This window comes from Vibrio sp. 10N.237.312.B06 (genome assembly GCF_041464685.1).
GTDB classification, from domain to species: Bacteria; Pseudomonadota; Gammaproteobacteria; order Enterobacterales; family Vibrionaceae; genus Vibrio; species Vibrio tasmaniensis_A.
In genome coordinates, this window is record NZ_JBFSPI010000017.1 from 35,808 (window position 1) to 61,623 (window position 25,816).

The window sequence follows — 25,816 nt, forward strand, 5'->3', positions numbered from 1 at the left end:
TCCTGTTACTCCTTCACCCAAACATCTTGACTACGCTGCATTACATTTACACCCGTTCCGCACATTGCGACCGCTCTTACTGTATATAACTGAGAATTATCGACAAGTGGACCACCTGTTGATGAGCATGTTATTTGAACATCTGCACATGTAATTGTCGTTGCGAAGTTCATAGTGGATCCGTCCAAGTTTGTACACGCTGAAGCCACATCAAATGGAACCGTTATATTGGCTCTAGGAGGATATATTTGCACTAAAACTTGCTCTATTGCCGAATGAGCTAAAAGATGGGCTTGAATACCAATCACATCTTTTGTATGTGCGTCATTATTGGACCACTCTATGCGGCTTAAGGTTGTAGCAAGAAACCCCATCACCACCAAGACAAAGATGACGACAATATACAGGCTTCCGATTTGTCTTTTTTTAAGGAACATTGATCACCTGTATGTCTTGCTGGAAGTTAGTCAGTTCATCCCCGACTTGGTTTCTAAATTCAAACTCAAGATGGACGACACCATTACGCTGAACATTTGCGGGTTGATAGTCTAAAGTCCCAGTCACTCCCGTATCCGAAATTGGGATTAGCGCCCCATTGCCTTCACTTCTCCATACTCGGCCATTCACAATGCAATAGTTGACGCGGCCATTAGGATTGTAAATATAGTGTCGATTTGAAACCGAATTACCCACAAGGTTTACAGACTCATTAGCAAGCAAGAAAGTATTATTGGTTGCAGTTACAGTAGCTAAGGGGAAAATATTATTGGTCGGCGCCGCCTCTGTAGGGTTTATCACTAAAGATAATGGGGTTAGCGCAGCTGTCGTCAGTGTATTATCAGCCGTAACAAATTGAATATCATCGCCCGACACCGCATAAATCCCAGAGGTAACGATAGGGAAAAATGAAACACAGCGAGCTCCCGGGACGACAGCATTCTGATTGAACATATTCGGTACAGCATGACGCACTTCACGAGTGATTTTTTCCAAGACAAACTTGGCTTGAGTTTGTAAACGCTGCCTATCTACGGTGTCCGCATAGCCACGCGCACCCAATTCAACAAACCCAGCAATGCCTACAACTAAAATGCTACCAACAATCATGGTGATAATCATTTCAATAAGAGTGAAACCTTGCCTTCTCATTAGTAATTCCCTCGATAGGCATCCAGCACGATAGGAGGATAATTTGAGGCCGAGATCGTTAGGTTGATTCTTTTCAGTTGATCGACCATTTGGTACGTCACATCAACATCTAGGCGGTAGTTTCTGTAGGTTGTTGCGCCATTTTCATCCAGTAATAGATTAAGGTCTCGACACCCGTTAGTTGTACCGGGTTCCCAACACCCATCATAGTCATCGACATCATTGTATAGAGCAATGTCAGCCTCTTCTGGGCCAAAGTTAGCCTCAGCAGTGCAATTCACACCAGACGCCCCCTCACCGCATCTAAATTCCCCGCCACCAAAGTCACTATTCTCATCGAACTCTCGAGCAAGAATTATCGACATCACACTTTGCCCTAACGCGGCTGAACGAGTTTGATAGTGAGGGTCGCCAGAGCGCTCAATCTGAGGTACTAAAAAGTTAATGATGGTCATCATGGCGAGCCCCATAACCACAATCACGATCACACTTTCAATAAGTGTGAAACCGCGTTCTTTTTCAGGTGGTATATGAATGCTATTCATGAGCACCCCCCATTTTCGACATAACCTTGCGCGTTAATTTCTACACGGCAGGTATTCACATTTGAAGCAATCGTAATCATCACACCTGCTGCAACGTTAACGACAGCGCCTGCAGGTGTTTCACCTGTTGTAGGGTTGCCTAATAAATCAAAGTTAACTAGAGATAGGGGAATGGTTGGAGTGGTATTAGATGCCGCCGTTAAGGTAACCCCATTGAGCATAACCCAATCACTACGCGCTTGGTTTTGCGCGGTACAGCTAACTTCGGATCCGACGCAATTGCCAACGATAGCGAGAATAAAATTGCTATCCCCAACGACGGCCCCAAGGTCCACATTGGATTGCATACGATTGATTTGAACTTGACGAATAACAGAAACCACTTGCTCTTGAGCTGCAAAGGCAGAAAAACTGTCCCTTCCGGAAAGACGGCTAGCAGCGTAGGCAGAGACAATCGCGATCAACAAGATCACAGTGATTAGCTCAACCAAAGTGAAGCCTAGTTGCTGAAGACCATTTTTCCTGTATGTTCTATTGAATTGATTCACCGAAATCCAATCCGCTAAATATTTGATAATTTAAAGATTAAGTGTAACTCAGGGAAGGGAGGTTGTCTTTGTTGCTTACCTGAATTTCAGACAGAAAAAAGGCCAGCAATGCTGGCCTTGATAATACGAATAATACTATTAACAGCCATTCGCACCAGTAGTGACAACATCAACAAATGCTGGTGTTGTGGCATTGGCAGCTTCAACATAAATGACAAAACAGCCATTGTTATTCGCAGGTGTAGTTGCATCGTATACAAAACCATTGCTTACTGCCAGTGGGTTTGTTCCCGAAAATGAGTATGCAATATAAGCGGGAGTAACGCCTGTTGGATTCACAGTTACAGCAACCCAATCTGTACCAGTTAAACCAGTCACAGCAGCTTCAATGCCAGCGGTATTAGCAGTAGGGAAGCCCAAATGAGTCGTAACACCATTCGATTGTGGTGGCGTATTATTTTGACCATCAGCTTGTGTTTTTCCTAAAGCTTCTTCTCCATCAACTGCTGAGCCGCCATAAACAATACCTGTCGCGCCAGCCATTGCGCCACGCAGGCCTTGCAGTGACGACGTGCGAGCATCACCTTGTAGATTAAGAAAACGAGGTGCTGCAGTAACTGCAAGAATACCTAGAATAACAATTACCACCACTAGTTCTATTAGGGTGAAACCGCTTTGTTTTTTCATAGTCTTTTCTCTCTATGTATATTTAAACGCAGGTTTACTGCAGTGTTACGGTCACACGACCAGTTCTAATCTCGTAAACGAATTGATGCTGAGTACCGCCTTCCAATTGAATGTAAGTGCAGTAGTCATTGCTATTATCCGCTTGCGCTGAATATTTGTAATTCGAACCATTAGCCACATTGGTTAATGTTCCAACCTTAGGAGGATTCTGAAGTAGATTTTCCATTAGCTCAACACACGAAGCATCAGTCACATCATTAGACGGAGCTGAAGCTGAATTTGTGTTTATAGACCATGGGTAGCCGTCTCTAAAATTAGTGCTTCCATTGCTACTTGTTGATCTGGTTAGCCAAAAATCAACACCATCGTAATTTACAGTATTGTATGTTTCAACACCAATTCTTTCTGATGGACGAGCTTCTGCTTCCCATTGCGCTCTTGCTGAAAGTACTCCTGTCGCAAAACCACCCGCGACACCTTCAATACTGGCTTTCTTGGCTTCGTCTGTCACATCCAAGAAACGGGGTAAAGCTGCAACAGCTAATAAACCCACAACAACAATCACTATGACTAACTCGACTAGGGAGAAACCCTTTTGATTTTTAAGCACTTTCTACCTACTCATCTAATTGCTAATGCGCATTATACATTTGACCATGCATAAAACCATAAAAACAGCGTCAATACGTTCACAAGGCCAATATATTGACTTTGACACTAAATCTTTCTTTTTTAAGTAAGATATCTATCTGATACTTATCACTATAATGATAACGGCAATGAAAGTGTATATTATCACTTTTGTCTTCAATACTTGGAGTACTTAGACCTAAAATACGCCCCTTAGGATATAATTGCTCCAACCAATAACCGCAATTTCGAGCCGAGTCTTGAATTGGCATAACCCATCCCGTTCTGCTGTAAATCTTTGCCTGTTTCGAATCATTTTTTTGCTCCACACCAGATAACAAATACTGCTGTTTGAACAAATTCGCTTGCTCAAGAATTCGCTTGCTCGCAACGATTAATGCCGTGTTCGTTGCTTCTTCTTCTACTGTTTTCCATACAGAAAGCAATCCCATAACGAGAAAAAGAATAACCGCAACCCAAATAACAAAACGTGAGCGCTGTAGGTTATTCAGCATCCCCTAACCTTTGATTGCATCCAGCATTCCCCACATTGGCAAGAAAATACCCAGAGCTAAAACCAGCACCATTCCCGCAACGATCGTCAACAGAATAGGTTCAATTCTAGCGGTTAACGTTTTTAGATCGTAATCAACCTCTCGGTCGTAAAAATCCGCAACTTCAAGCAGCAACTCATCAATACGACCCGTTTCTTCACCCACAGAAATCATTTGTATCACGAGTGGTGTGAAAATTTCGCTGTTAATCGCGGTAGAAGAAACGGTACTTCCCGCTTCTATTGCCGATTTCATACCTTGAACACGAAGTTCTAAAAAACGATTGTCCAAAGCTTCAGCCGATAGCGATAACGATTGGTTAAGCGGTACACCTGCTTTTAGCATCAAAGCAAAAGTACGTGAGAAGCGCGACAATAGAGCTCGATTGACCACCCCACCAATCACTGGCATTTTTAAGCGCAGCCGATCCCACTTTTCCCACCCTTTATCTGTCTTAACCCATGCTTTAAAAGCAAAAACAAGACCAAAGATTAATCCAAGCATTAACCCCCAGTAATTAACAAAGAACTCAGACATCCCCATTAAAATACGAGTTGGAAGTGGTAAATCGACCCCAAAACGCGCGAACATACTCGAAAACTGAGGAATCACGAATATATTCAAGACAAACATAGCGATTGTAATAAAAGTAATCACGAACGTTGGGTAACGCATTGCCGTTTTGATTCGCTTTCGAGTTTCAACCTCTTGTTCGTAGTATCCAGCCAGTTGTAACAATGCCTGGTCTAAACGACCGGTATTTTCACCAACACTGATCATCGATACAAACAATGAACTAAATACCTTAGGGTGCATTTGCATCGATGCTGCTAATCCACGACCATTTGTAAGTTCAGCGACCACTTCTTCAAGTGCTACTTTCAGTTGCTTATTTTCACAATGTTGAGTTAACCCTTTCATCGATCTTAATAGCGGAACGCCCGCCTTAGTTAAACTATACAACTGTCGGCAAAACAGAACCAACACCTCTAAAGGCACATTCGGAGAAAACAGGCTGGATACATCCATATCCAGGATTGAACCGCCACTTTTTCCAAGTTTAATCGAAGTTGGAATGATCCCTTTACTCATCAAGCTGTCAGCAGCAAGATCTTCGTTATTCGCATCCAACTGGCCTGTCACTTGACTGCCATCAGAACTGCGACCTACATAACGATAAGTTGGCATATCACTCTACCCCTACAGATAAATTGGATCAGTGGCACCAGAAGCATCGCCTTCGCCAAGGTTCATTACCTCATCAAAGCTCACAACACCCTGCATGGCCAATTCCATCGCAGAAGCTAACAGCGGTTTGTAGTTTTCAGACTGTCTTGCCGTTTGAGCAAAACCAACGGCATCATTGGCTCTAAGCGCATCCATCATAGGCTGATCGAGCTCCAACATTTCAAACACACCAACACGACCACTGTAGCCGGTCAAATTACAATTTTGACAACCACGCCCTTTCACAAATGGCGTACCTAGCTGGTTTGGGAAACGAACACTCAACCATTGCTTACGCGCTTCATCCAGCTCATCATCAACCTTGCAATCAGTACATACCTTACGAACTAACCGCTGTGCGACCACGGCTCGAACAGCACTGGCTACCAGATAACCCGGAGCCCCCATGTCCATCATACGCAGCGCACTGTCTACTGCATCGTTGGTATGCAGTGTACTTAACACTAAGTGACCGGTAAGTGCCGCTCTCAAACCAATTTCAACGGTTTCATGATCTCGCATCTCACCAATAAGAATGATATCCGGGTCCTGACGTAGGAAAGTTCTCAAAATCGTTGAGAAGTTGAGGTTAATCTTAGGGTTTACCTGAACCTGATTCACACGAGGAAGACGGTATTCTACAGGGTCTTCAGCGGTAATGATCTTTTTACCCGGTTCGTTTAATTCACTTAACGCACCGTATAGAGTGGTTGTTTTACCTGAGCCCGTAGGCCCGGTAACGAGGATCATGCCATGTGGGCGGCGTAATTGATGACGAAGACGAACGAGCAAATCACTCGGAATGCCTGACAACTCCAATTTACGTAGGCCAGCCGATTGATTAAGCAAACGCATAACCACTGACTCACCGTGCTGTACTGGCATAGTCGACATACGAATATCGACCGATTGACCTTTAACGCGAATATTAAAGCGACCATCTTGAGGCAGTCGTTTCTCTGAAATGTCGAGGTTAGCCATCAGCTTCAAACGCAAAACCAGTGCAGAAGCAATATTCACTTCATTCAACAACGTTTCATGCAGAACACCATCAATACGTTGACGTAAACGTAATACGTTTGAATCTGGTTCAATATGAATATCAGACGCACCAACTTGAATAGCATCTTCAAACAGCGAGTTTACTAGCTTAACGACCGTAACTTCGTCGCTGTCTTCTTCAGCGATATCAAAATCAAAGGCTTCATTAACTTTATGCTCAGCATGAAGCTGCTCAGCAAATGAGGCAATCTCTTTGGTTCTTCGGTAATAACGATCGAAACCATCAACTAATTGTCTCTCTTGTGCGACGACAAATTCGAGTGCGTAGTCGCCTAGTTGGCTAAGCAAAGATTCTTGGGCAAACAGATCGGCAGGATCACTCATTGCAACACGTAATGTGTCACCTTGACGCCCAATGACCAAAGCACGAAGACGGCGAGCATGAACCTCAGGTAAAAGCTGCACAGCTTCGACGTCAACATTAGCTCGGCTAATATCAATAAGAGGAATAGCAAGCTGTTGCGACAAGAAACTGAGCATTTGCTGCTCTGATAAAAAGCCAAGCTCGATCAGTGCATCACCAAGCTTACGGCCTGTCCTTTTTTGAGCGGCCAGAGCTTGTTCAACTTGATCTTCAGTAATGATGCCCTCTTCTACGAGCAAATCACCGAGCCTTTTTCTTAATCTAATTTGCATCGCTACTCTCCTCTAAAGCATTGATTATTTTTAAACGATCACGTACAAAGCCTTGCGACTGAGATGAGATCCCAACTCTAACCAATGCTCCTTGGTATGATTGCTTTGCAGCCATGAAATCAAGCTGACGTTCTTGCTGAATCGCTAAACCTAACCACCAGCGAGCATTATCTGAATCGACCTCAGTCAATTTTTGGTAGCTCTCTAGCGCAATATCTTCTTGCTGAGACTTTTGACTTAATGCAGCGCGCATTGCTAAGTAGTCTTGAGTTGGACTAGGTGGTAAGTGTATTAATGGGCTCAAAGCAGCTTCCGCTTGATTGGCTTTCACAAGTAGCTTCGATAAACCTAGGCGCAGTTTTTCACTGTTGATATTGAGTTTGATGCCCGACTGAAATAACTCATACGCTTTGCGAGTATCACCTTTACCAAAATAGAGAATTGCTAGTTTCTGACGGACATCTTCATTTCTTGGATCATAACGAAGCGCTTCGTTATAACCTTTCAACGCACCAGAAAGGTCATTGGCATCAAGAGCTTTCTGAGCTCGGCCTTGAGCATTAATAGAAAGTTGTTCAGGCGTTAATTCTACCTGCTCAATCAACATTCCATTACTTTCTAAATCGCCAGACGTTTCAGGTTGATTCGATACTGGTGTGGGATCTTTTTTAGCCACGCTAGCAACAAGCATTGGCTTTGCTACTTTTTCTTTAGGTATACTTTGAGATTTAGGTATAGCTTGAGATTCAGGGTTTACTTTAGGCTTTGTAACTGACTGAGTTGATACAGCAATGACTGAATCCGATTTAGATTGAGTACTTTTTAGTATTGCCGTGTTGTGAGCCGAAAGGTTCGCTGAATCTAGCGTCACTAACTTCTTAGTCGGCGAGGATACAGGTTGAGTAATGGCCGCTTCAGGACTACCCTCTGAATTGCCTTCTGAAGTATCAATAACGGAAACTTGTATATCTCGAGTTGATATTGAGTTATCGACAGCTGGGCCTTGTGATATAGCCCAGCCCCCCATGGCCAAGCTAAGGGTAAAACCTGCGACCACCCAAACCAATGGAGAGCGTGTTTTTACTTTAGGTACCACCGCAGCTTCAATCGATGCTGTTGACTCTTTTTTTGCCAATTCAGACAAGGCGTTATTAATGACGCTCATAATTAGTTCCAACCCCACAGCATTGGCGTTTTAAATTTAGGTTTACACACATCGTATGTTTCATGCATTGCAGCAAAGAGATGTTGGTTTTCTATATTTTGCTTATCTTCACTAAAAGCAAGCAACAAAGCTTTATGACACAACTGGTTAATCAACCTTGGGATCCCCAAAGAAGAGCGCCAGATCGCTTTTTTATGGCTCAGGCTAAAGGGAGCATATTTGCCACCAGATTTAGTGATCCGGTTATCAATGTAAGCTACCGTTTCATCGAGAGTCAGTGGCCTCAGTGTCGAACTAAATGTGATTCTTTGACGAAATTGCCTTAGATGATAAGCCTCTAATCGAGCATCCAATTCCGGCTGCCCTAATAGAACAATTTGCAGCAGCTTTTTATCTTCAGTTTCTAAGTTACCAAACAACCTTAAGGTCTCTAGAGCTTCATCTGACAACGCCTGGGCCTCATCAAGAATCGCAACCACTCGTAAACCTGAGTTGTGCAATTCAATAAGCTTGTGTTGAATGTTATCAACTAAAGCTGCTGGATTATCAATAGTCAAACCCAGCTCTTTAGCCACGGCTTGTCGTAAGTCAGCACCAGATAGCACTGGGTTAGGCAGGTAGATTAAAGCAGTACAATCATTGAGATGATTGACTAGCATTCGGCACACCATGGTTTTGCCTGTGCCGACCTCTCCTGTAACCTTAACTACCCCCTCGCCCATTTCTAACGCCGAAATGACCGTTTGAATTGCCTCAAAATGAGGTGCTAAACCATAAAAAAAATCGGTATTCGGCGTTAACGTAAATGGTAACTGTTCAAAATCAAAATGAGCTTGATACATAAGACGACCTAGCTTAGTAATTCACTACCAATCTGCATTGATAAAGTGAGTGGTTACTATTCATCAGGGAACCATTCTTGTAAAAGATCTCGAGAACGCTCCATTTCTGATTGCCAAGTATTTACACCTACAACCGTTGGCTTTAATAAAATAACGAGTTCAGTTTTTTGAGTGAGTTGACTGGTATTACGGAACAAATGACCGAGTGCCGGGATATCACCAAGAAATGGAACTTTTGAAGTCATGTCACTGGTGTTTGATTTCATCAATCCGCCAATAACAACCACATCACCATCTTGCGCTCGAATCACGGAGTCAGACTCACGAATAGAGCTTTTAGCCAACGGCAGCGTCACAACACCTGTTGTTGAGCCAAGATTAAGCTCTTTCACTTCCTCTTCCACCTCAATCACTGCGGGGTGAACATGCAGGAACACATTTCCTTTATCATCGATCTGCGGCGTCACATCCAAAGAAATACCGGAGAAGAACGGGGTTAGCTCAACTTCAGGGGCAACATTCGCGTTATCACCACTACCGACCGAACTTGATAAATTCGTCACGAAATATTTATCTATACCCACTTTTATAACCGCTTTCTGGTTATTAGCTGCTGTCACTCTTGGGCTAGATAACACATTCAAGTCACCCTGTGTATCCATAAAACTCAATACTGCTTCAAAGCTACCACCAGAAACAACGAGGTTAGATTGACCACCTAAAGCGGTACCGATTGGGTCCATGCCTGGTAGTTTGCCTGGGATGATCGTACCGGCTGCATTTTTAACGATAGAACCCATACCTAGCGTGTAGTTAGTACCGTTCGACGAAAACATCTTGGTCCAGTTAATGCCTTGTTGATAGCCGTCACTAAGTGTCACTTCCATGATTTTGGCTTCCAAGATAACTTGGCGCTGCAAACGTTTCTGAGAAATACCAAGGAACTCACGAACCTCTCGGATTTCATCGGGGTAAGCACGTACCGTAATCACACTCGCTTGTGGCGTAACCACAACGCTTTGCCCATCACCAGAACCAATTAAGTGAGCGACTGCCGCTTCAAGCTGCGGCCAAAAATCACTTTCAGATATCGTTTCAATCTCCGTACCACCGTTAGATGTGGAGCTAGACGAATTAGAGTTCGAGTTCGATGAGTTTGAATTCGAGTTAGACGAATTAGAATTCGAGTTAGATGAGTTCGAGTTAGAGTCTGAAGTGGAAATTGTTCCAGTAGTAATCGTCGTTAAAGAACGACCAGAACGCTTTACTTGCAAGTAATCCACTGGAATCGTGACTGTACGCAGGCCAGCAGGGTAAATTTGAATGACCTTGCCACGCTTTTCAATATCGTAACCATACATATCCTGAGCAACAGCCAGTACTTCATCTAACGTCACGTCTGTTAGATTTAGAGTGAGTTTTCCAGCAACGCTTGGATGAATCGCGGCACTGTACTCAGTACCTTTCACTAGGCTTGCAAAAAAGGTTCTCGCTTCAACACCTTTTGCTTGAATACGAAAGCGCTTGACGGTTTCCACACTCGGAGACATAGAGTCCGAACTTAGCTGAGGCATAAGGTCATCTTGTACCGACGAAGGTAAGTCATGAAGTGCTTTGCTATTCGCTTCATTAATAGATTCGTTTAAAGACTCTTTTATCTCAACAGGATCTCTATGCCCCATCGAACAGCCGACTAAAGATGACACTAGAATTGCTACTACAAGTTTACGCATGTCTTCACTCTAACCTTAATTATTCTTAACATCTAAAGAGAACATCTCTAATTTCCACTGCTTAGAGCTTCTCTGCAGAGTGACGTACTCTGGATCTATGTTCTTAACTCGGTACCCTCTGATCGTTTCTCCTTGTTCGAGAATCTGACCATTCATAATCGCATAGCAAGGTGTATCGCCCTTGCAAACAATGCTCTCTAGAGACGGTAAACGATATTGAACTGGCGCCTTTTTAGCTGATGCTGATTTCTGTTGGGGCGAAAGCCAACCTAATGGCGCAGTTGGGTCTTGTTCTGCCCATACCACTGAACTACCAAACAGCAAAGATAACACTAGAGTTCTAACCACCGATAAACTCCTGTCTGGTACCTAGGGTGTAAACCTCGAACACAAGTCGAGCTTTGGGATATTCTTCTACTGAATACTCAAACGTGCGCCAATAATAGCTCACAGGAAGTGACTCAAGTGCTTGAAGATAAATTGAAATATCGAAGTAGCTACCCGTCAACTCCATTCTAACAGGATGGAGAAAGTACTTTGAATTGTCACTGTTCTCTTGATTGTCCGAAATAGCTTCTGGTTGTAACGATTCTAAAGACTCAAGCTTCAGTCCATTACCTGCATTAAGAACGCTCTCTAATAACTGCGCCATTTGAGAAGGCGTAACCAACCTATCAACGATTTCAGCGAGCTCAAATGATAGCTCTTGGCTCTCAACCAATAGTTTTTTTAACTCAAGAGCAATTTCTTTATCTGGGTCTTTGTTCAACTTGGCTTGTAGAACAAGTAATTCACCTTGTTGTTTCTGATTTGACTGCGTAAGGCTCATCGACTTCACATTCTTTTCTTGTAAATCAAGATATGCAGGTTCAATCAATAAGGTAAATACAAGCATGGATAAGCCCACTAGACCACACACGAAAAGTAGCCATTTCTCTCTTAGGCTTAATGCAAGAAACTTATCGCTAAGCTGATTCCACAGTTGCATTATTCACCCTCCCTATGAGTACTTAACTCAAACGTCACCACATCTTGCTCATTACGACCTATCTTTATCTTTTCAAAGGTACGTCCGACTAAATTAAGTTCATTCTTAAATTGACCAACCCAATTTGGAACTACACTTGCATCACGGGCAAAACCATTAAGCTCTAAGGTATCGTGAGTCATGTATATGTGCGAAAGCGAGATGTCATTTCGGCCTAATTGAGCGAAGGAGTTCATGACGCCAGAATACCCGACTTGCTGGGATTCATCGTATTGACCGACCGCCTTCAACGCCTCTTTATTCGCTTGTATCTCACTAGTGAGACGAGCAACCGCAGCTACTTTCACTGGAGACGGTTTATGTTGAACCAACTTACTATTTAATTGGTTAACTTCTTGGTTAAGCTGATTCAAATCATATTGTAAAGCTGCTAGCTCTTCATCCAAACTCGATGCTTGATACTGCATTACACAATAACTGCCAAGCAACAAGGTACACACAAGCCCCCAAACCATAACCACATTCACTAGAGTGAAATACTCTTTTTTAGGCTTAAGGTGCTCAGGGTAGAGATTAACGTAAAAAATATTCTTTTCAGCCGCGAGCGTAACTAACCATTTCTCTGAATTTTCGCGTTCACCTTCAACAAGCAAAGAAACGGTCGAACTCAATGTGCTATTTAACACACTCTGTAATTCAGCTTCATCTTCATCATCACAGCATATTTTTAACTGATGAAGTTGAGTGCCTTTAATTTGAGAAGACAGGTAATCAATCGATCGTTGGAGTTCTAAAGCTAGACCATCCAACTGCAATGCACTTGATGCGGTACCAGTTAAGGGGGGGGCAACACTGCGGATTGTTCTTTGGAAGCAAACCGTGTTCTCAACAAATGCACCAAGCTTAAAATGTGAGTTGGGGCTGCGTTGTAACAGAATGAAATTAGAGAGCTCACCAGCACTGTAGCCCCAAACTTCATCTTCGGGAGCAATACCTTTAAGATCAACTTGTGCTGAATTAGTAATGCTTACAAGCTTGTCCAATAGTTTTTTAGGCAAAACATACACTTGTAGCTTATTCGAGGTCGGTAGCGCTACCGCACTCGCTGTAATATCAGCCACCCTTTCAGAGATCAGATCTTTCAATAGAAAAGGCAATGCAACCGACCATTCACTCTGTGGAATGTCCGGTTTATCAATTTGATAGGTTTGGTAGTAGTTCGCACATACAATTAGCTGAAGGCTATCACTAGTAAGCGACTCACTGCTCAACAATTTTTTCAGCGCACTTTCCCAGTCACCGTTAACCACAGGGAAACTGGTGACTTGAGGTTTTGACTCAGTCGATGAAATATAAACGGTATCATTACCCAAAAGGACAATTTGAGAACTACCGTTATTATTCGTTGGCTTTATTTTGTCTAAAATCGCTTTAAAATTCATGCTTAACTATTACTCTTACGCCATCGATTTCTTCGACCGACTTTTACAACGGATTCAGCTTTCACTGTCTTCTTCCCTTGAGTAGGCAAGGGAATGATTTGTTGTTCTTCGTCGAAATATCTCCCTTGATAACCGTTAATGCCTAACTCTATCAAGGTATTCTTTTCTTGCTTTGTCTCAACTCCGACCGCGATCACTTCAGTTGGAGAATCACCGCATGCTCCAATCAGACTTCGAACAAACAGTTGGTTTTCATGCCTTTGATCGATTTTCTTTACCAAACTTCGATGAAGCTTAATATAGTCAACCTTCAAATCCTTTATATAATGAGTACTAACAATGGTTCGCCCAGCTTGGCCAACCACCACTTTACACCCTAACCCTCGTAACATCTTCGCCACTGGTCGCATATAATCAAGGTGAGTAATTAGATGGCCTTCTGAAAACTCAAAAGCAAGCTGAGAACGATGCTGAGCAGAGAGCTGTAACAACTCACTTCTGAACCATTTAAAATGTGATTTATTTGCAAACGGAGTGACACTCAAGTTCACCGAATAATTGACAGGCTGTGTTGATACTTTCAGCGACTTAAACAAAACCGTCAAAACCGATTGATCCATTTGCGCTTGATAACCGACTTGCTCGACAGCCGGCATAAACCGAGATGATTTCAATAAACCTTTTTCAGGGTCCTGAATTCTAGTGAATATTTCTCTATGTAATTCATTAGCTTGACCAGATTCCGGCATAAGGTAACATCGCTGAGCAAAGATTACTAAATTTTCTGGGAGCAAAGCTTTATCAAGTAATGTTCTCCAACGAACACTGCCGCGATCAAGCTCATTTTTATTTGATTTAGGGTAGCGGCTCCAGTTATTGATGCGTTCTAACTGAGCACTTTTTAGCGCTGTTTCCGTTTCATCCATGATCTGGCTATGGCGCTCACCTTCCGTGTACATGGTCACACCAATATGGCACCAGTTATCCGATTCCAAAGGCTCTGGCGGGGTTAGTTTATCTAACTGCCTTAAACACTGAGCGGCAAGAGTACCAATATCTTTAGCCCCTTGATGCGGAATAAATACGGCAAAATCAGCATCGTAATAACGAGAAAAGATAACATCGGGATAGCGTTGAACAATATTCGACAATACTTCGCCCACTTCAATAATAAATCCGTCAGTGATTTGCTTGTCGTTCACATCACGAACCTGATCCCATTCATCAATACGTATCAGTAAAACGCCGCCCCGAGCACCACTTTCATGCAATGCCGATTCGAGCTTGTTATCAAATAGAACGCGATTGGCTGTACCAGTCAGTTTATCTAAGAAGGTATGGGTACGAATAAAGGTATCAAACCGGCTTCTTTCTTGACGAGCATCTTGTAGCTCTTCAATTAACACATCAAGCGCTTCACTTGCCGTATAGGGCCATTCCCGCTCATCCCCTTTAGCATGAGCTTCAACTTGCCCAGCAAGAAGCATTCTTCCTCGCTCCTCTAGCATTTCTGAACCCATCAACTGCTCTTTGAGCCATCGAACACCACGGGCTAAGCAGAAAATAATGAGAGCAACCGCTAGAGTAATTGACCACATGGCTTCAAGCGAATAGCTATAGCCTATATAAGGAGGAAGAGCCTTAAACTCGATTCGATAACCTTCATTGCGCTCAAGGACAAAGCTTTTTTCATAAAGTCGATTAGGATCAATCTGAGGAGAGGTATCTTTGAAGCGATACACAATGCCGGTTTTGTTTGAGAGTTTCATCTCAACAATATTGCTTGCCTGCAACATCTTCGGCATCCAACGTTGCATTGAATACGCAGCATCTGGATCTTCCATCTCTTTATCTACGACGTCAACAATGCCAACCAAATAATGATCTAAATATTCCTGTCCTATACGCTTAAAGGAGAGTGTGCCACCAATAAAAAGGATGAACATCGCACTGATCACTATCACGGTGACAAATGCGACCAATCGAGTGCTCAATTTTAGTGTCGGGGTATATCTCATGAATAACGAAATCCTTTTCAACTCACATTATACCGTATTGCTACTTATACTATAAATTGACGTTGTAAATAAAGCGTTAAGAATTGTAGGTAACAAAAAGCCGCGATGAACGCGGCTTCTTCCAATTTAATACTGCTTTTATAATATATTAAAAACAGTGCTCAAAATGGGATGTCATCATCAAAATCCATCGGCGGCTCATTATATTGAGGTTGAGCCTGCTGAGGAGCTTGTTGAGGTGCTTTCGGCTGCTGTTGAGCTGGCGCACTGTATTGTTGCTGCTGTTGTTGTGGCTGCTGTGGTTGCCCCCAACTACCTTGCTGTTGGTTGTTACCCATACCACCTTGGGCAGGAGCACCGCCTTGAGCACGACCGCCAAGCATTTGCATTACACCGTTGAAGCCTTGAACAACGACTTCTGTTGTGTAGCGATCTTGACCGCTTTGATCTTGCCATTTACGCGTTTGAAGTTGACCTTCAATGTAAACTTGGGAACCTTTACGTAGGTACTCACCAGCAACTTCCGCCAGCTTGCCAAACAGAGCAACACGGTGCCATTCTGTTTTTTCGCGCTGTTCGCCAGTTGCTTTGTCACGCCATGACTCTGACGTTGCAATGGTAATGTTCGCTACTGCACCGCCATTTGGCATGTAACGAATTTCAGGGTCATTACCTAGGTTACCCACTAATATAACTTTGTTAACTCCACGGCTAGCCATGATTTGCTCCGTCTAAATTCATAGTCTCAGAAAATTTTAGCGCACAAGAATAGCATGCTTTTCTGCTGTGATAAATCGCTTCCTATTCTCACTCCACCACAAAGAATAAAAACGTAACAAATCATGATATTCAGAGCGATGTTGCTTTTTTCTCCACTTACAAACCACTCATTTACTTTGATAATTGATATTCAACGCAAGTCACTATCAAGGCGCTAGAGAAGCGAAAGCCTGCATGACAACGTGGAATCTAATCCCACTCAAACAGGACGTTTCAATGAGAAAATCAAGATACGCTCGCACTTTACACTTTCTGTGCATCGACCCAAACGATACCTATCTACATGTAAAGGAGATAGAAAAGCACTTATCTATTATTCTCTACAAAATGACACCCGACGAATTAATGTTAGTTGATAGAAAGCAGAGTAACCGGATCTTGCTCGTCGATTATAGAGAGGTACCACAACTACTGGTTATTTGTCCTAACCTGACTGTTATGTGGAAAAATCACGAAATCATTTTATTCAATGTCCCCCAGCAACTTCCAACCTCAGAGCTTCTTACCTATGGGGTACTAAAAGGACTCTTTTACAACACTGAACAAAAGGACAAGATTGCTCGTGGTCTTCAAGAAGTGAGCGATGGTGACAACTGGCTACCTAGGAAGGTGACTAATCAACTTCTGTTTTATTATCGTAACATGGTCAATACCAATACGACCCCAACCAATGTTGATTTAACTATTCGTGAAATCCAAGTCATTCGCTGCCTTCAATCAGGATCATCAAATACTCAAATAGCCGATGACCTTTTCATTAGCGAATTCACGGTCAAATCCCACCTCTATCAAATATTCCGTAAGTTAGCGGTGAAAAATAGAGTCCAAGCTATTGCATGGGCAAACCAAAACTTGCTTGCATAACCACTCCGCCTCTAATCTGACAATAATTTTGAGGGAAGCTCGAGTAATCATTGGTATTGTTGCTGAAATTTCGACATAACATATGCTAGAGTTGCCCTCAGAAATATCAACAAATCAGTTGAATCAATAATTATTATAGATAAAGGGTCTTATCATGATCAAAAAGTGCCTTTTCCCGGCAGCAGGCTACGGTACACGTTTTTTACCAGCAACTAAGTCAATGCCGAAAGAAATGATGCCTGTAGTAAACAAACCTCTGATTGAATACGGTGTAGAGGAAGCTATCGAAGCCGGTATGGATGGAATGTGCATCGTTACCGGTCGTGGTAAGCATTCTCTGATGGATCACTTTGATAAGAACTACGAGCTAGAGCACCAAATTAGCGGTACCAATAAAGAAGACTTGCTGATCAATATTCGTGAGACGATTGAAGCAGCAAACTTTACCTACATTCGTCAACGCGAAATGAAAGGTCTAGGCCATGCTATCTTGACTGGTCGTGAACTTGTGGGTGATGAGCCTTTCGCCGTTGTGCTTGCTGATGACCTTTGTGTGAACGAGCAGCAAGGCGTTCTGGCTCAAATGGTTGCGCTATACAAGCAGTTCCGTTGCTCAATCGTTGCAGTACAAGAAGTGCCTGAAAACGAAACTCATAAATACGGTGTTATCTCGGGCGAGATGATCAAAGACGATCTTTTCCGTGTCGATGACATGGTAGAAAAGCCAGAACCAGGTACTGCACCAAGCAACCTAGCGATCATTGGCCGCTACATTCTGACTCCAGATATCTTTGAACTGATCGAGCAGACTGAACCAGGCAAAGGCGGTGAGATCCAGATCACTGATGCATTGCTAAAACAAGCAAAAGCAGGCTGTGTGTTGGCTTACAAATTTAAAGGCCAACGTTTTGATTGCGGTAGTGTTGAAGGTTATATCGAAGCAACAAACTACTGCTTTGAAAATCTATACAAAAAAGACCAAAAGCAAATCGAACTAGGTAAACACTCGACAAAGAAAGAAGCGTGACAACGGGTTAATAATCAACGTTTAAATTGGTAGAAAGGGTGGCTCTTTGAGTCACCCTTTTTTGTTTACTGTTTTTTTATCCAGTAAAACTTTGCACAAATCTCACTCTATGTAATACTTTAGCCACTTAAAATTACATGGTCTGTTGAGATGGATAAAATAGAAATTAGAGGCGCTCGTACGCATAACCTCAAAGACATTAACCTAACCATACCTCGTGATAAGCTAACGGTTATCACTGGATTATCAGGTTCAGGAAAGTCGTCACTTGCGTTTGATACCCTCTACGCAGAAGGTCAACGTCGTTATGTTGAGTCTCTGTCGGCCTATGCTCGTCAATTTCTATCTCTCATGGAAAAGCCTGATGTCGACCACATCGAAGGTTTATCTCCAGCCATCTCTATCGAACAGAAATCAACTTCTCACAATCCTCGTTCAACGGTTGGCACCATCACTGAAGTCTATGATTACCTAAGACTGCTTTATGCTCGTGTCGGTGAACCACGCTGTCCTGATCACAATACCCCTCTTGCAGCACAAACCATCAGTCAAATGGTCGATAAAGTCTTAGAACTGCCTGCTGGTTCAAAGATGATGCTGCTGGCTCCGATGGTCAAAGAACGTAAAGGTGAGCACGTTAAAACGCTTGAGAATCTAGCGGCTCAAGGCTTTATCCGTGCCCGTATTGATGGCGAGACCTGTGATTTGTCCGATCCACCAACATTGGAACTGCACAAGAAGCACACCATTGAAGTTGTCGTTGATCGCTTTAAGGTTCGCCCAGATCTTCAACAGCGTTTAGCTGAATCGTTTGAGACAACATTAGAGCTCTCTGGTGGCATCGCCGTAGTCGGTTGGATGGATGATAAAGAACAAGAAGAGATCGTATTCTCTGCAAACTTCGCTTGTCCAAAGTGTGGTTACAGCATGCAAGAACTTGAGCCTCGCCTGTTCTCATTCAATAACCCGGCAGGTGCTTGTGGTACGTGTGATGGACTTGGGATTCAACAGTATTTTGACCCAAGCAGAGTGATTTTAGATGATAACCTAAGTATTGCGGAAGGTGCGATTAAAGGCTGGGATCAGAAGAATTATTACTATTTCCAGATGCTGACATCGCTATCAGACCATTATGGTTTTGACCTTTATGCGCCATTTAATTCTCTACCAAAGAAAACCCAAGAGATCATCCTCAAGGGCTCTGGTAGAACTGAAGTTGAATTCAAATACATCAATGACCGTGGTGATATCCGAGTAAAACGCCACCCCTTTGAAGGCATTTTAAATACGTTAGAACGCCGTTACCGCGACACTGAATCTAGCGCGGTGCGTGAAGACCTTGCCAAGTACATATCAACGAAATCATGTTCTAGCTGTGATGGTACACGCTTAAGATTAGAAGCTCGAAATGTCTTTATTGGCGATACCACACTGCCAGAAATCGTTCAGCTCAGCATTGCTGACGCACTACAATTTTTCCAAGAGTTGAAGTTAGACGGCCAGCGTGGACAAATTGCTGATAAAGTGATGAAAGAGATCAATGATCGTCTGCATTTTTTGGTGAACGTTGGTTTGAATTACCTGAACCTATCACGCAGTGCAGAAACACTGTCAGGTGGTGAAGCGCAAAGAATTCGTCTAGCAAGTCAAATTGGGGCCGGTTTAGTTGGCGTTATGTATGTGCTGGATGAACCATCGATTGGCCTCCACCAGCGTGATAATGAACGTCTACTGCAAACTCTGGTTCACCTAAGAGACTTAGGAAATACCGTACTTGTTGTTGAGCATGACGAAGATGCGATTCGTTGCGCTGACCATGTTATCGATATAGGCCCAGGCGCAGGTGTTCATGGTGGTCACGTGGTCGCTGAAGGCACCATGCAAGACATCATCGAAAATCCGAATTCTTTAACTGGGCAATACCTCAGCGGCGCCAAAGAAATTGCGATCCCCAAACAAAGAACGCCTATCGATAAGAAAAAGGTCGTCGAGATCGTTGGCGCGACTGGGAACAACCTAAAGAATGTCACTGCGACAATCCCTGTAGGCTTGTTCAGCTGTATTACCGGTGTATCGGGATCCGGTAAATCAACACTCATCAATGACACCTTCTTTAAAGTCGCCCACACTCAATTGAACGGTGCAACAACTGCAGTTCCGGCGCAGCACAAAAAGATTAAAGGCTTAGAGCATTTCGACAAAGTAATCGATATTGATCAAAGCCCTATCGGTCGAACACCAAGATCGAATCCTGCAACCTACACTGGTATTTTCACTCCAATTCGAGAGTTATTTGCAGGTACACAAGAATCACGATCTCGTGGCTACAAGCCAGGTCGATTCAGTTTTAACGTTCGTGGTGGTCGTTGTGAAGCGTGTCAGGGAGACGGCGTCATCAAAGTAGAGATGCATTTCTTGCCAGATGTGTATGTACCGTGCGATGTGTGTAAAGGTAAGCGTTATAACCGTGAAACGCTAGAGGTCCGCTACAAGGGGAAAACCATTGACGAAGTTCTAGAGATGACTGTCGAAGATGCTCGAGAATACTTCAACCCTGTTCCTGTTATTGCTCGTAAGCTGCAAACATTGATGGATGTTGGCCTTTCCTACATTCGCCTCGGACAAGCAGCAACAACCTTGTCTGGCGGTGAAGCACAACGTGTTAAGTTGGCAAGAGAGTTATCTAAGCGAGACACGGGGAAAACCTTATACATTCTCGATGAGCCAACAACAGGCCTACATTTCCACGATATCCAGCAACTGTTAACGGTACTGCATAGATTACGGGATCACGGTAATACGGTTGTCGTGATTGAGCATAACCTAGACGTCGTCAAAACAGCGGACTGGATCCTAGATCTTGGCCCTGAAGGTGGTCAAGGAGGCGGTGAAATTGTTGCAGAAGGTACACCTGAAGATGTGGCGTTAGTCGAAGGTTCGCACACTGCTCGCTTCCTTAAGCCTATGTTAAATTTGAAGTAGGTGTAAAATAGCTCCCTGCGAGCAGACAGAAAAATGTTAAAGTAACAGGGCTTTTTTCAGAAGGAACAAGCTCTGTTTTTATAAGGTTAGGGATTTATGGCAACAATACATACTAGCGGTACCCAGCTAGAAAATCAGAGAACTCAGCTTCCGCTTAACAAGGCATTCCTTGCCTCTTTAGCTGTTATATTCTTATTAGCCATGCACTTTTTCATGCCCAATCCTGGAGGCTCAGGCCTCGCTTTATCCTTTAATCCAACCACTTGGTTAGCTCTTAGCTTTACGTTGGCGATTGGCTTCTACCAACTTGCTACTAACCGAGTACTCAAGTATTCCAAATTAACGATTGGCTTGTTGATAAGCTGCATCATACTCACACTGCCGATTTTATACAGCAACGCCGCTCCTCAAGCCGCATCAGGCCGACTACTGGGATTGTGGGCGGGCTTCGCTTTATTCGTGGTGCTTCAGCAATTTAAATTCAGTAACAAACACAAACAACGCATGTTGTGGTTCATTGTTCTTGCTGTCGTCCTACAAGCACTTTTTGGCTATGTGCAATATTTCTTACTGGAACCTGGCAACCTATTTGGTTATAACACTGCGGCCAATAGACCTTATGGGATATTTCAACAACCGAATGTTATGGCCAGCTTTTTAGCTACCGGTTTTGTGCTTTCAGCTTATCTTTTAGCGAGACAGCCTGCTAAATATAATCGCAAAATTAGCGAGTCATTCTTACTATACCTGACACCAACCTTAACCGTACCTTTGCTGATCATCATTGCATCACGTACAGGATGGTTGGCTGCCGTAATCGGGTTTGTCTGCATTCTGCCTTACCTTTACAAGTTCTCGACCAAGAAGCGCTTCTACGGATGGTGTGTATCAGTGGTAGTCGGTATCGTCGTCGCTTTTTCGGTGATCAGCCTCAGTACAACTGATAGCCTCGCAAGCAAAAGGGCTAACTTAGAAAGCCCACGAGCTTATACCTTTCCGCAAGCGCTCGATATGATGATCGAAAAGCCATTTACAGGGTATGGCTACGGGAAATTCGAATCCGAGTACACGCTATACACAGCTCGCCAGCATCAACTCAACCCAAATTATCATCCCGGCCTTCCTTCAATGGATCACCCACACAATGAGTTCCTGTTTTGGGGGGTTGAGGGCGGAATAGTACCAATCATCGGGATCTTGATTGCTGCGGTGTTGGTGATGTCACGCATAGCTAACTCAGCGAAAGGAACACGTCTAGCACTACTTGCGCTGTTCATACCAATACTCTTACATTCTCAGCTTGAGTATCCTTTTTACCACTCGGCGATTCACTGGATAACCTTTATCATTTTGATTTACTGGGTCGATCAACGGACTTCTCGCCACTATCAGCAGCCGTTTAGTATCGTCAGTAAAACCCTATTCAGAGTGTCGAGCTTAGTCGTTCCTATCTTGGTGAGTTTTTACATGCTGAATGCCTTACACACCAATTATGTACTCACTAAATTTGAAATGTCTAAGCCGAAAAACCCGGACATTCTTAAGCAGGTAACGAACCCCGTAGTATGGAAAGATCGCTATGATTGGGACGTGTACAGTACCTATCTAAATATCGGCCTCTACAAAGCCGATCCTAGCCTGATCCAGCCTTATATAGATTGGTCGTTAGAGATCATAAAGAGTAAGCCAAGGCCTGCTTTCTACAGCAACCTGATTCTCGCGTATCAAGGATTAGGTGATCACAGCAAGGCAGAACAAATTCGCAGGGAAGCGAGCTTCTTGTTCCCAAATCGAGACTTTTCCAAGATTCAGTATAAAAGAGTATCACAAGAAGAAGATAACCTGTCGTCTGCTGAGTGATGTTTAGATCTCGGAACTAAAGCACCATTTCTGACCTTTCGGTTAGGCACAAAAAAGCGCACGATCTCTCGTGCGCTTTTCTTTTGAACTTCAGCTTATAGCTACTATTTTAGAACGTCTTGCAACGCTTTTAAGCATAAGGCTACATTCTCTTTTCGAGCGCCATAACCCATTAAACCAATACGCCAAGCCTTCCCAGCTAAAGAGCCAAGGCCTGCACCGATTTCAAGATTATATTCTTCTAACAGCTGCGTTCTTATTTTGGCTTCATCAATCCCTTCAGGGAAGTAAAGCGCATTCAATTGAGGTAGGCGACTCTCTTCATCAACCACAAACTTTAATCCTAGTGCTTCTACGCCTTCTTTAAGCTCTTGGTGCATCGCATGGTGACGTGACCACGCATTATCCAGGCCTTCATTTTTCAATAAAACCAACGACTCATGCAGAGCATATAGGCTGTTCACAGGCGCAGTGTGGTGATAGCTACGCTTACCTTCTCCACTCCAATAACCTAATACCAAGCTCTGATCCAAGAACCAGCTTTGTACGGGAGCTTGACGTGCTTTCATTTTATCGACAGCACGTTGAGAGAACGTCACGGGAGATAAACCAGGTACACAAGACAGACACTTCTGACTGCCTGAATAAACCGCATCGAGTTGCCATTCATCAACCAACAATGGCACACCACCTAATGATGTCACCGCATCCACAATCGACAATGCATCAAACTGGCGAGCGACTGCGGAAATAGCTTGAGCATCCGATAACGCGCCAGTAGACGTCTCGGCATGCACAAATGCGACAGCAACAGCATCGGGGTTTTCAGCCAATGCCTTTTCTACCTTTTCAACTGAAACGGGCTTACCCCACTCGTCATCAACAAGGATCGCTTCACCACCGCAGCGAACAACATTCTCGCGCATACGCTCACCAAAAACACCGTTACGACAAACAATGACCTTTTCACCAGGCTCAATCAAATTAACAAAACAGGTTTCCATGCCCGCACTGCCTGGAGCAGAAACAGCAATCGTAAATTCATTCTCTGTTTGGAATGCATACTTAAGAAGTTGTTTAAGCTCATCCATCATCGCAATAAATAGCGGGTCGAGGTGACCAATGGTTGGACGGCTTAAGGCCTGTAAAACTTGAGGAGAAATGTCTGAAGGCCCCGGCCCCATTAACGTTCGGTGTGGCGGATAAAAACTATCGATAGCAGCAGTGAGTGTTAAATTAGACATGTATATCCCTTACGTTAATGTTGTGAACAGTCCACCCTAAAGCAAATTGATTACCTCAGCAATTAGCCATAAGTATTGAGGTCAAACCAGTGTCACATAATTGTTAAAATTATTTTTCAATTATCTCACGTTACGGATTGACATTATTTGCGCAAACACGTTCAATGAAATGGCTATCTAGCAGAAGAGGAGCACTGCCCAGGCAGGTGTTTTGTGGAACCGCATTTCCAATACAAAACATTCATGGGGAGCAGTGCCGAGATAATAAAAGGATGCAGGACCTTTATTATCGGTTGAGCGGGCTGAATCCCGTTAACTGTCGCCATTTCTATATGGTGAAGAGCTTCTGAGGTTACTATTCTAATAATTCCTCTCTTTTTTGCTCTAAAACTCTCTTCGAAAAACATCGGACGTTGGATTACCCAACAGTAATTTTATTTTAGGAAATCGTGGGAGATATATCGTGAGTGCATCTAATGTAGCTGGTTCTTTTAATGTCGCTAAGTTTGGTGGAACAAGTGTTGCCAACTTTGAAGCAATGAGCCGTTGTGCTGCCATTATTGAAAACAACTCAAATACGAAACTGGTCGTGAGTAGCGCATGCTCTGGCGTGACTAACCTGCTTGTTGAACTCGCGAATGGTGTTCAAGATAAAACTCGTCGCCAAGAACTAGTGACACAGTTAACCGACATTCATAATACGATTCTTGCTCAGCTAGCTGACCCAATTAGCATTGAAAAAGATGTGCACTGTATTCTGGATGATATTGCGAGCGCTGCAGAAGCCGCATCATTCCAAGCCAGTACCAAACTCACCGATCACCTAGTGGCATGTGGCGAACTGATGTCGACACATATCCTCGCTCAAATCATTCGCGAACGTGGTACACCGGCGGCTCGTTTTGATATCAGAGAAGTGATGCGCACCAATGATGATTTCGGTAAAGCAGAACCACAACTGGAAGATATTGCAGCCCTTGCACAGCAGAAACTGATTCCACTTTGCGAAGAACAAGTTGTCGTTACCCAAGGTTTTATCGGTGCCGACAGCGAAGGTAACACCACAACGTTAGGTCGTGGCGGCAGTGATTATTCAGCTGCACTGATTGCGGAGTCGGTACAAGCGATTGGCTTAGAAATTTGGACTGATGTTCCAGGCATCTACACCACAGATCCACGCATCGCATCGAAAGCATCTCCTATCCCAGAGATCAGCTTCAGTGAGGCATCTGAGATGGCAAACTTTGGCGCGAAAATATTACACCCTTCAACTCTGGTTCCTGCACTACGCCATCAAATCCCTGTTTTTGTCGGCTCATCAAAAGCACCAGAGCTTGGTGGAACATGGATTCGTCAACAAGTTGAAAGCTCTCCTCTGTTCAGAGCGCTTGCCCTACGCTGCAACCAAACCATGGTTACGCTACGCAGCGCTAACATGTTCCATGCCTATGGTTTTTTGGCAAAGGTATTCGAGATCCTGGCTAAACATAAGATCTCAGTCGATCTTATCACTACCTCAGAGATCAGTGTCTCACTTACTCTCGATCAAACCGATACCTCTGGTGGTGCTCCTGAGTTACCTGAAGCCGCTCGAATTGAACTTGAAGAGCTGTGTTCTGTGGATATTGAACACGACCTATGCCTTGTTGCTCTTATTGGTAACAACATGAGCGAAAGCAAAGGCTATGCAAAGCAGGTATTCGGCACTCTAGAAGATTTCAACCTACGTATGATTTGTTACGGAGCAAGCCCACACAACCTATGCTTCTTGCTAGATGAATCTGTGTCTAAGTTGGCGATTCAAAAACTTCATCAAGAGTTATTTGAGTAGAT

The 25,816-nt window shown here is 43.5% G+C and carries 23 protein-coding genes and 1 riboswitch; of the genes, 5 read left to right on the plus strand and 18 right to left on the minus strand.

What is annotated here, in order from left to right; translation table 11 throughout:
• Window positions 1-5: 5 nt before the first annotated feature.
• The 17 genes from AB6C75_RS06785 to AB6C75_RS06865 all read right to left on the minus strand — a co-directional run bounded on the left by AB6C75_RS06785 (window position 6) and on the right by AB6C75_RS06865 (window position 15,945).
• Window positions 6-437 (minus strand): MSHA biogenesis protein MshP, encoded by a 432-nt coding sequence (locus tag AB6C75_RS06785; protein WP_372107438.1) that lies wholly within the window; start codon window positions 435-437, stop codon window positions 6-8.
• A complete protein-coding gene (locus AB6C75_RS06790; RefSeq protein WP_372107439.1) occupies window positions 427-1,149 on the minus strand; it encodes a PilW family protein in 723 nt (240 codons plus the stop codon). The genes AB6C75_RS06785 and AB6C75_RS06790 overlap by 11 nt, the downstream gene beginning before the upstream one ends.
• Window positions 1,149-1,700 carry a prepilin-type N-terminal cleavage/methylation domain-containing protein gene (locus AB6C75_RS06795; RefSeq protein ID WP_372107440.1) on the minus strand — a complete coding sequence of 184 codons (552 nt, stop codon included), beginning with the start codon at window positions 1,698-1,700 and terminating at the stop codon, window positions 1,149-1,151. Before AB6C75_RS06795 ends, AB6C75_RS06790 begins: the two co-directional genes overlap by 1 nt.
• The gene (locus AB6C75_RS06800; protein WP_372107441.1) at window positions 1,691-2,242 is read right to left on the minus strand and encodes a type II secretion system protein; all 552 of its coding nucleotides are present in this window, start codon (window positions 2,240-2,242) and stop codon (window positions 1,691-1,693) included. Before AB6C75_RS06800 ends, AB6C75_RS06795 begins: the two co-directional genes overlap by 10 nt.
• 138 nt (window positions 2,243-2,380) lie before the next feature.
• Window positions 2,381-2,929, minus strand: a complete 549-nt coding sequence (locus AB6C75_RS06805) for a type II secretion system protein (protein ID WP_372107442.1) — start codon at window positions 2,927-2,929, stop codon at window positions 2,381-2,383.
• Between the two features lie 34 nt (window positions 2,930-2,963).
• A complete protein-coding gene (locus tag AB6C75_RS06810) occupies window positions 2,964-3,539 on the minus strand; it encodes a prepilin-type N-terminal cleavage/methylation domain-containing protein (RefSeq protein ID WP_372047231.1) in 576 nt (191 codons plus the stop codon).
• A 79-nt stretch (window positions 3,540-3,618) separates the two neighbouring features.
• Window positions 3,619-4,074, minus strand: a complete 456-nt coding sequence (locus AB6C75_RS06815) for an MSHA biogenesis protein MshF (RefSeq protein ID WP_372047229.1) — start codon at window positions 4,072-4,074, stop codon at window positions 3,619-3,621.
• A gap of 3 nt (window positions 4,075-4,077) precedes the next feature.
• Entirely contained in the window at window positions 4,078-5,301 is a 1,224-nt protein-coding gene (locus AB6C75_RS06820) for a type II secretion system F family protein (protein WP_009847859.1), read from the minus strand.
• 12 nt (window positions 5,302-5,313) lie between these two features.
• Entirely contained in the window at window positions 5,314-7,038 is a 1,725-nt protein-coding gene (locus AB6C75_RS06825; RefSeq protein ID WP_372107443.1) for a GspE/PulE family protein, read from the minus strand.
• Entirely contained in the window at window positions 7,028-8,203 is a 1,176-nt protein-coding gene (locus AB6C75_RS06830) for a tetratricopeptide repeat protein (protein ID WP_372107444.1), read from the minus strand. The genes AB6C75_RS06825 and AB6C75_RS06830 overlap by 11 nt, the downstream gene beginning before the upstream one ends.
• 2 nt (window positions 8,204-8,205) lie before the next feature.
• Complete coding sequence (locus AB6C75_RS06835; RefSeq protein WP_372107445.1) at window positions 8,206-9,045, minus strand: ExeA family protein; 840 nt, start codon at window positions 9,043-9,045, stop codon at window positions 8,206-8,208.
• Between the two features lie 56 nt (window positions 9,046-9,101).
• Entirely contained in the window at window positions 9,102-10,778 is a 1,677-nt protein-coding gene (gene mshL, locus AB6C75_RS06840) for a pilus (MSHA type) biogenesis protein MshL (RefSeq protein ID WP_017102912.1), read from the minus strand.
• A 15-nt stretch (window positions 10,779-10,793) separates the two neighbouring features.
• Window positions 10,794-11,126, minus strand: coding sequence for a hypothetical protein (locus AB6C75_RS06845; protein WP_009847864.1), 333 nt, complete (start codon window positions 11,124-11,126; stop codon window positions 10,794-10,796).
• Window positions 11,119-11,766 carry a type 4a pilus biogenesis protein PilO gene (gene pilO / locus AB6C75_RS06850; protein WP_372107446.1) on the minus strand — a complete coding sequence of 216 codons (648 nt, stop codon included), beginning with the start codon at window positions 11,764-11,766 and terminating at the stop codon, window positions 11,119-11,121. Before pilO ends, AB6C75_RS06845 begins: the two co-directional genes overlap by 8 nt.
• Window positions 11,766-13,208 carry an MSHA biogenesis protein MshI gene (locus AB6C75_RS06855; RefSeq protein WP_372107447.1) on the minus strand — a complete coding sequence of 481 codons (1,443 nt, stop codon included), beginning with the start codon at window positions 13,206-13,208 and terminating at the stop codon, window positions 11,766-11,768. Before AB6C75_RS06855 ends, pilO begins: the two co-directional genes overlap by 1 nt.
• A gap of 2 nt (window positions 13,209-13,210) precedes the next feature.
• Window positions 13,211-15,226 (minus strand): RNase E specificity factor CsrD, encoded by a 2,016-nt coding sequence (gene csrD, locus AB6C75_RS06860; protein ID WP_372107448.1) that lies wholly within the window; start codon window positions 15,224-15,226, stop codon window positions 13,211-13,213.
• Between the two features lie 161 nt (window positions 15,227-15,387).
• Window positions 15,388-15,945, minus strand: a complete 558-nt coding sequence (locus AB6C75_RS06865; RefSeq protein WP_009847868.1) for a single-stranded DNA-binding protein — start codon at window positions 15,943-15,945, stop codon at window positions 15,388-15,390.
• A 277-nt stretch (window positions 15,946-16,222) separates the two neighbouring features.
• Between AB6C75_RS06865 and AB6C75_RS06870 the strand changes: the two genes are divergently transcribed.
• The 4 genes from AB6C75_RS06870 to AB6C75_RS06885 all read left to right on the plus strand — a co-directional run bounded on the left by AB6C75_RS06870 (window position 16,223) and on the right by AB6C75_RS06885 (window position 22,739).
• Entirely contained in the window at window positions 16,223-16,870 is a 648-nt protein-coding gene (locus AB6C75_RS06870; RefSeq protein ID WP_372107449.1) for a LuxR C-terminal-related transcriptional regulator, read from the plus strand.
• Window positions 16,871-17,024: 154 nt separating this feature from the next.
• Window positions 17,025-17,897: a UTP--glucose-1-phosphate uridylyltransferase GalU gene (galU, locus tag AB6C75_RS06875; protein WP_135384584.1), complete on the plus strand. Its 873-nt coding sequence runs from the start codon at window positions 17,025-17,027 to the stop codon at window positions 17,895-17,897.
• 150 nt (window positions 17,898-18,047) lie between these two features.
• Window positions 18,048-20,879, plus strand: coding sequence for an excinuclease ABC subunit UvrA (uvrA, locus tag AB6C75_RS06880; protein WP_372047214.1), 2,832 nt, complete (start codon window positions 18,048-18,050; stop codon window positions 20,877-20,879).
• Window positions 20,880-20,975: 96 nt separating this feature from the next.
• Window positions 20,976-22,739, plus strand: a complete 1,764-nt coding sequence (locus AB6C75_RS06885; protein WP_372107450.1) for a PglL family O-oligosaccharyltransferase — start codon at window positions 20,976-20,978, stop codon at window positions 22,737-22,739.
• A gap of 104 nt (window positions 22,740-22,843) precedes the next feature.
• Here AB6C75_RS06885 and AB6C75_RS06890 read toward each other — a convergent pair whose 3' ends face one another.
• Window positions 22,844-23,983, minus strand: coding sequence for an alanine--glyoxylate aminotransferase family protein (locus AB6C75_RS06890; RefSeq protein WP_017098877.1), 1,140 nt, complete (start codon window positions 23,981-23,983; stop codon window positions 22,844-22,846).
• 176 nt (window positions 23,984-24,159) lie between these two features.
• Window positions 24,160-24,337, plus strand: a riboswitch (Lysine riboswitch).
• Between the two features lie 109 nt (window positions 24,338-24,446).
• Here AB6C75_RS06890 and lysC point away from each other — a divergent pair.
• Window positions 24,447-25,814, plus strand: coding sequence for a lysine-sensitive aspartokinase 3 (gene lysC / locus AB6C75_RS06895; RefSeq protein ID WP_372107451.1), 1,368 nt, complete (start codon window positions 24,447-24,449; stop codon window positions 25,812-25,814).
• Window positions 25,815-25,816 lie beyond the last annotated feature (2 nt).

Excerpts from the sequence above, each read along its gene's own strand:
- AB6C75_RS06790 (WP_372107439.1), bottom strand. The coding sequence starts at position 1,149 with ATGAGAAGGCAAGGTTTCACTCTTATTGAAATGATTATCACCATGATT.
- pilO (WP_372107446.1), bottom strand. The coding sequence starts at position 11,766 with ATGCAACTGTGGAATCAGCTTAGCGATAAGTTTCTTGCATTAAGCCTA.
- AB6C75_RS06870 (WP_372107449.1), top strand. The coding sequence starts at position 16,223 with ATGAGAAAATCAAGATACGCTCGCACTTTACACTTTCTGTGCATCGAC.
- AB6C75_RS06885 (WP_372107450.1), top strand. The coding sequence starts at position 20,976 with ATGGCAACAATACATACTAGCGGTACCCAGCTAGAAAATCAGAGAACT.
- AB6C75_RS06820 (WP_009847859.1), bottom strand. The coding sequence starts at position 5,301 with ATGCCAACTTATCGTTATGTAGGTCGCAGTTCTGATGGCAGTCAAGTG.
- AB6C75_RS06825 (WP_372107443.1), bottom strand. The coding sequence starts at position 7,038 with ATGCAAATTAGATTAAGAAAAAGGCTCGGTGATTTGCTCGTAGAAGAG.
- mshL (WP_017102912.1), bottom strand. The coding sequence starts at position 10,778 with ATGCGTAAACTTGTAGTAGCAATTCTAGTGTCATCTTTAGTCGGCTGT.
- AB6C75_RS06815 (WP_372047229.1), bottom strand. The coding sequence starts at position 4,074 with ATGCTGAATAACCTACAGCGCTCACGTTTTGTTATTTGGGTTGCGGTT.
- AB6C75_RS06785 (WP_372107438.1), bottom strand. The coding sequence starts at position 437 with ATGTTCCTTAAAAAAAGACAAATCGGAAGCCTGTATATTGTCGTCATC.
- galU (WP_135384584.1), top strand. The coding sequence starts at position 17,025 with ATGATCAAAAAGTGCCTTTTCCCGGCAGCAGGCTACGGTACACGTTTT.
- csrD (WP_372107448.1), bottom strand. The coding sequence starts at position 15,226 with ATGAGATATACCCCGACACTAAAATTGAGCACTCGATTGGTCGCATTT.
- uvrA (WP_372047214.1), top strand. The coding sequence starts at position 18,048 with ATGGATAAAATAGAAATTAGAGGCGCTCGTACGCATAACCTCAAAGAC.
- AB6C75_RS06830 (WP_372107444.1), bottom strand. The coding sequence starts at position 8,203 with ATGAGCGTCATTAATAACGCCTTGTCTGAATTGGCAAAAAAAGAGTCA.
- AB6C75_RS06805 (WP_372107442.1), bottom strand. The coding sequence starts at position 2,929 with ATGAAAAAACAAAGCGGTTTCACCCTAATAGAACTAGTGGTGGTAATT.
- AB6C75_RS06835 (WP_372107445.1), bottom strand. The coding sequence starts at position 9,045 with ATGTATCAAGCTCATTTTGATTTTGAACAGTTACCATTTACGTTAACG.
- AB6C75_RS06855 (WP_372107447.1), bottom strand. The coding sequence starts at position 13,208 with ATGAATTTTAAAGCGATTTTAGACAAAATAAAGCCAACGAATAATAAC.
- AB6C75_RS06890 (WP_017098877.1), bottom strand. The coding sequence starts at position 23,983 with ATGTCTAATTTAACACTCACTGCTGCTATCGATAGTTTTTATCCGCCA.
- AB6C75_RS06865 (WP_009847868.1), bottom strand. The coding sequence starts at position 15,945 with ATGGCTAGCCGTGGAGTTAACAAAGTTATATTAGTGGGTAACCTAGGT.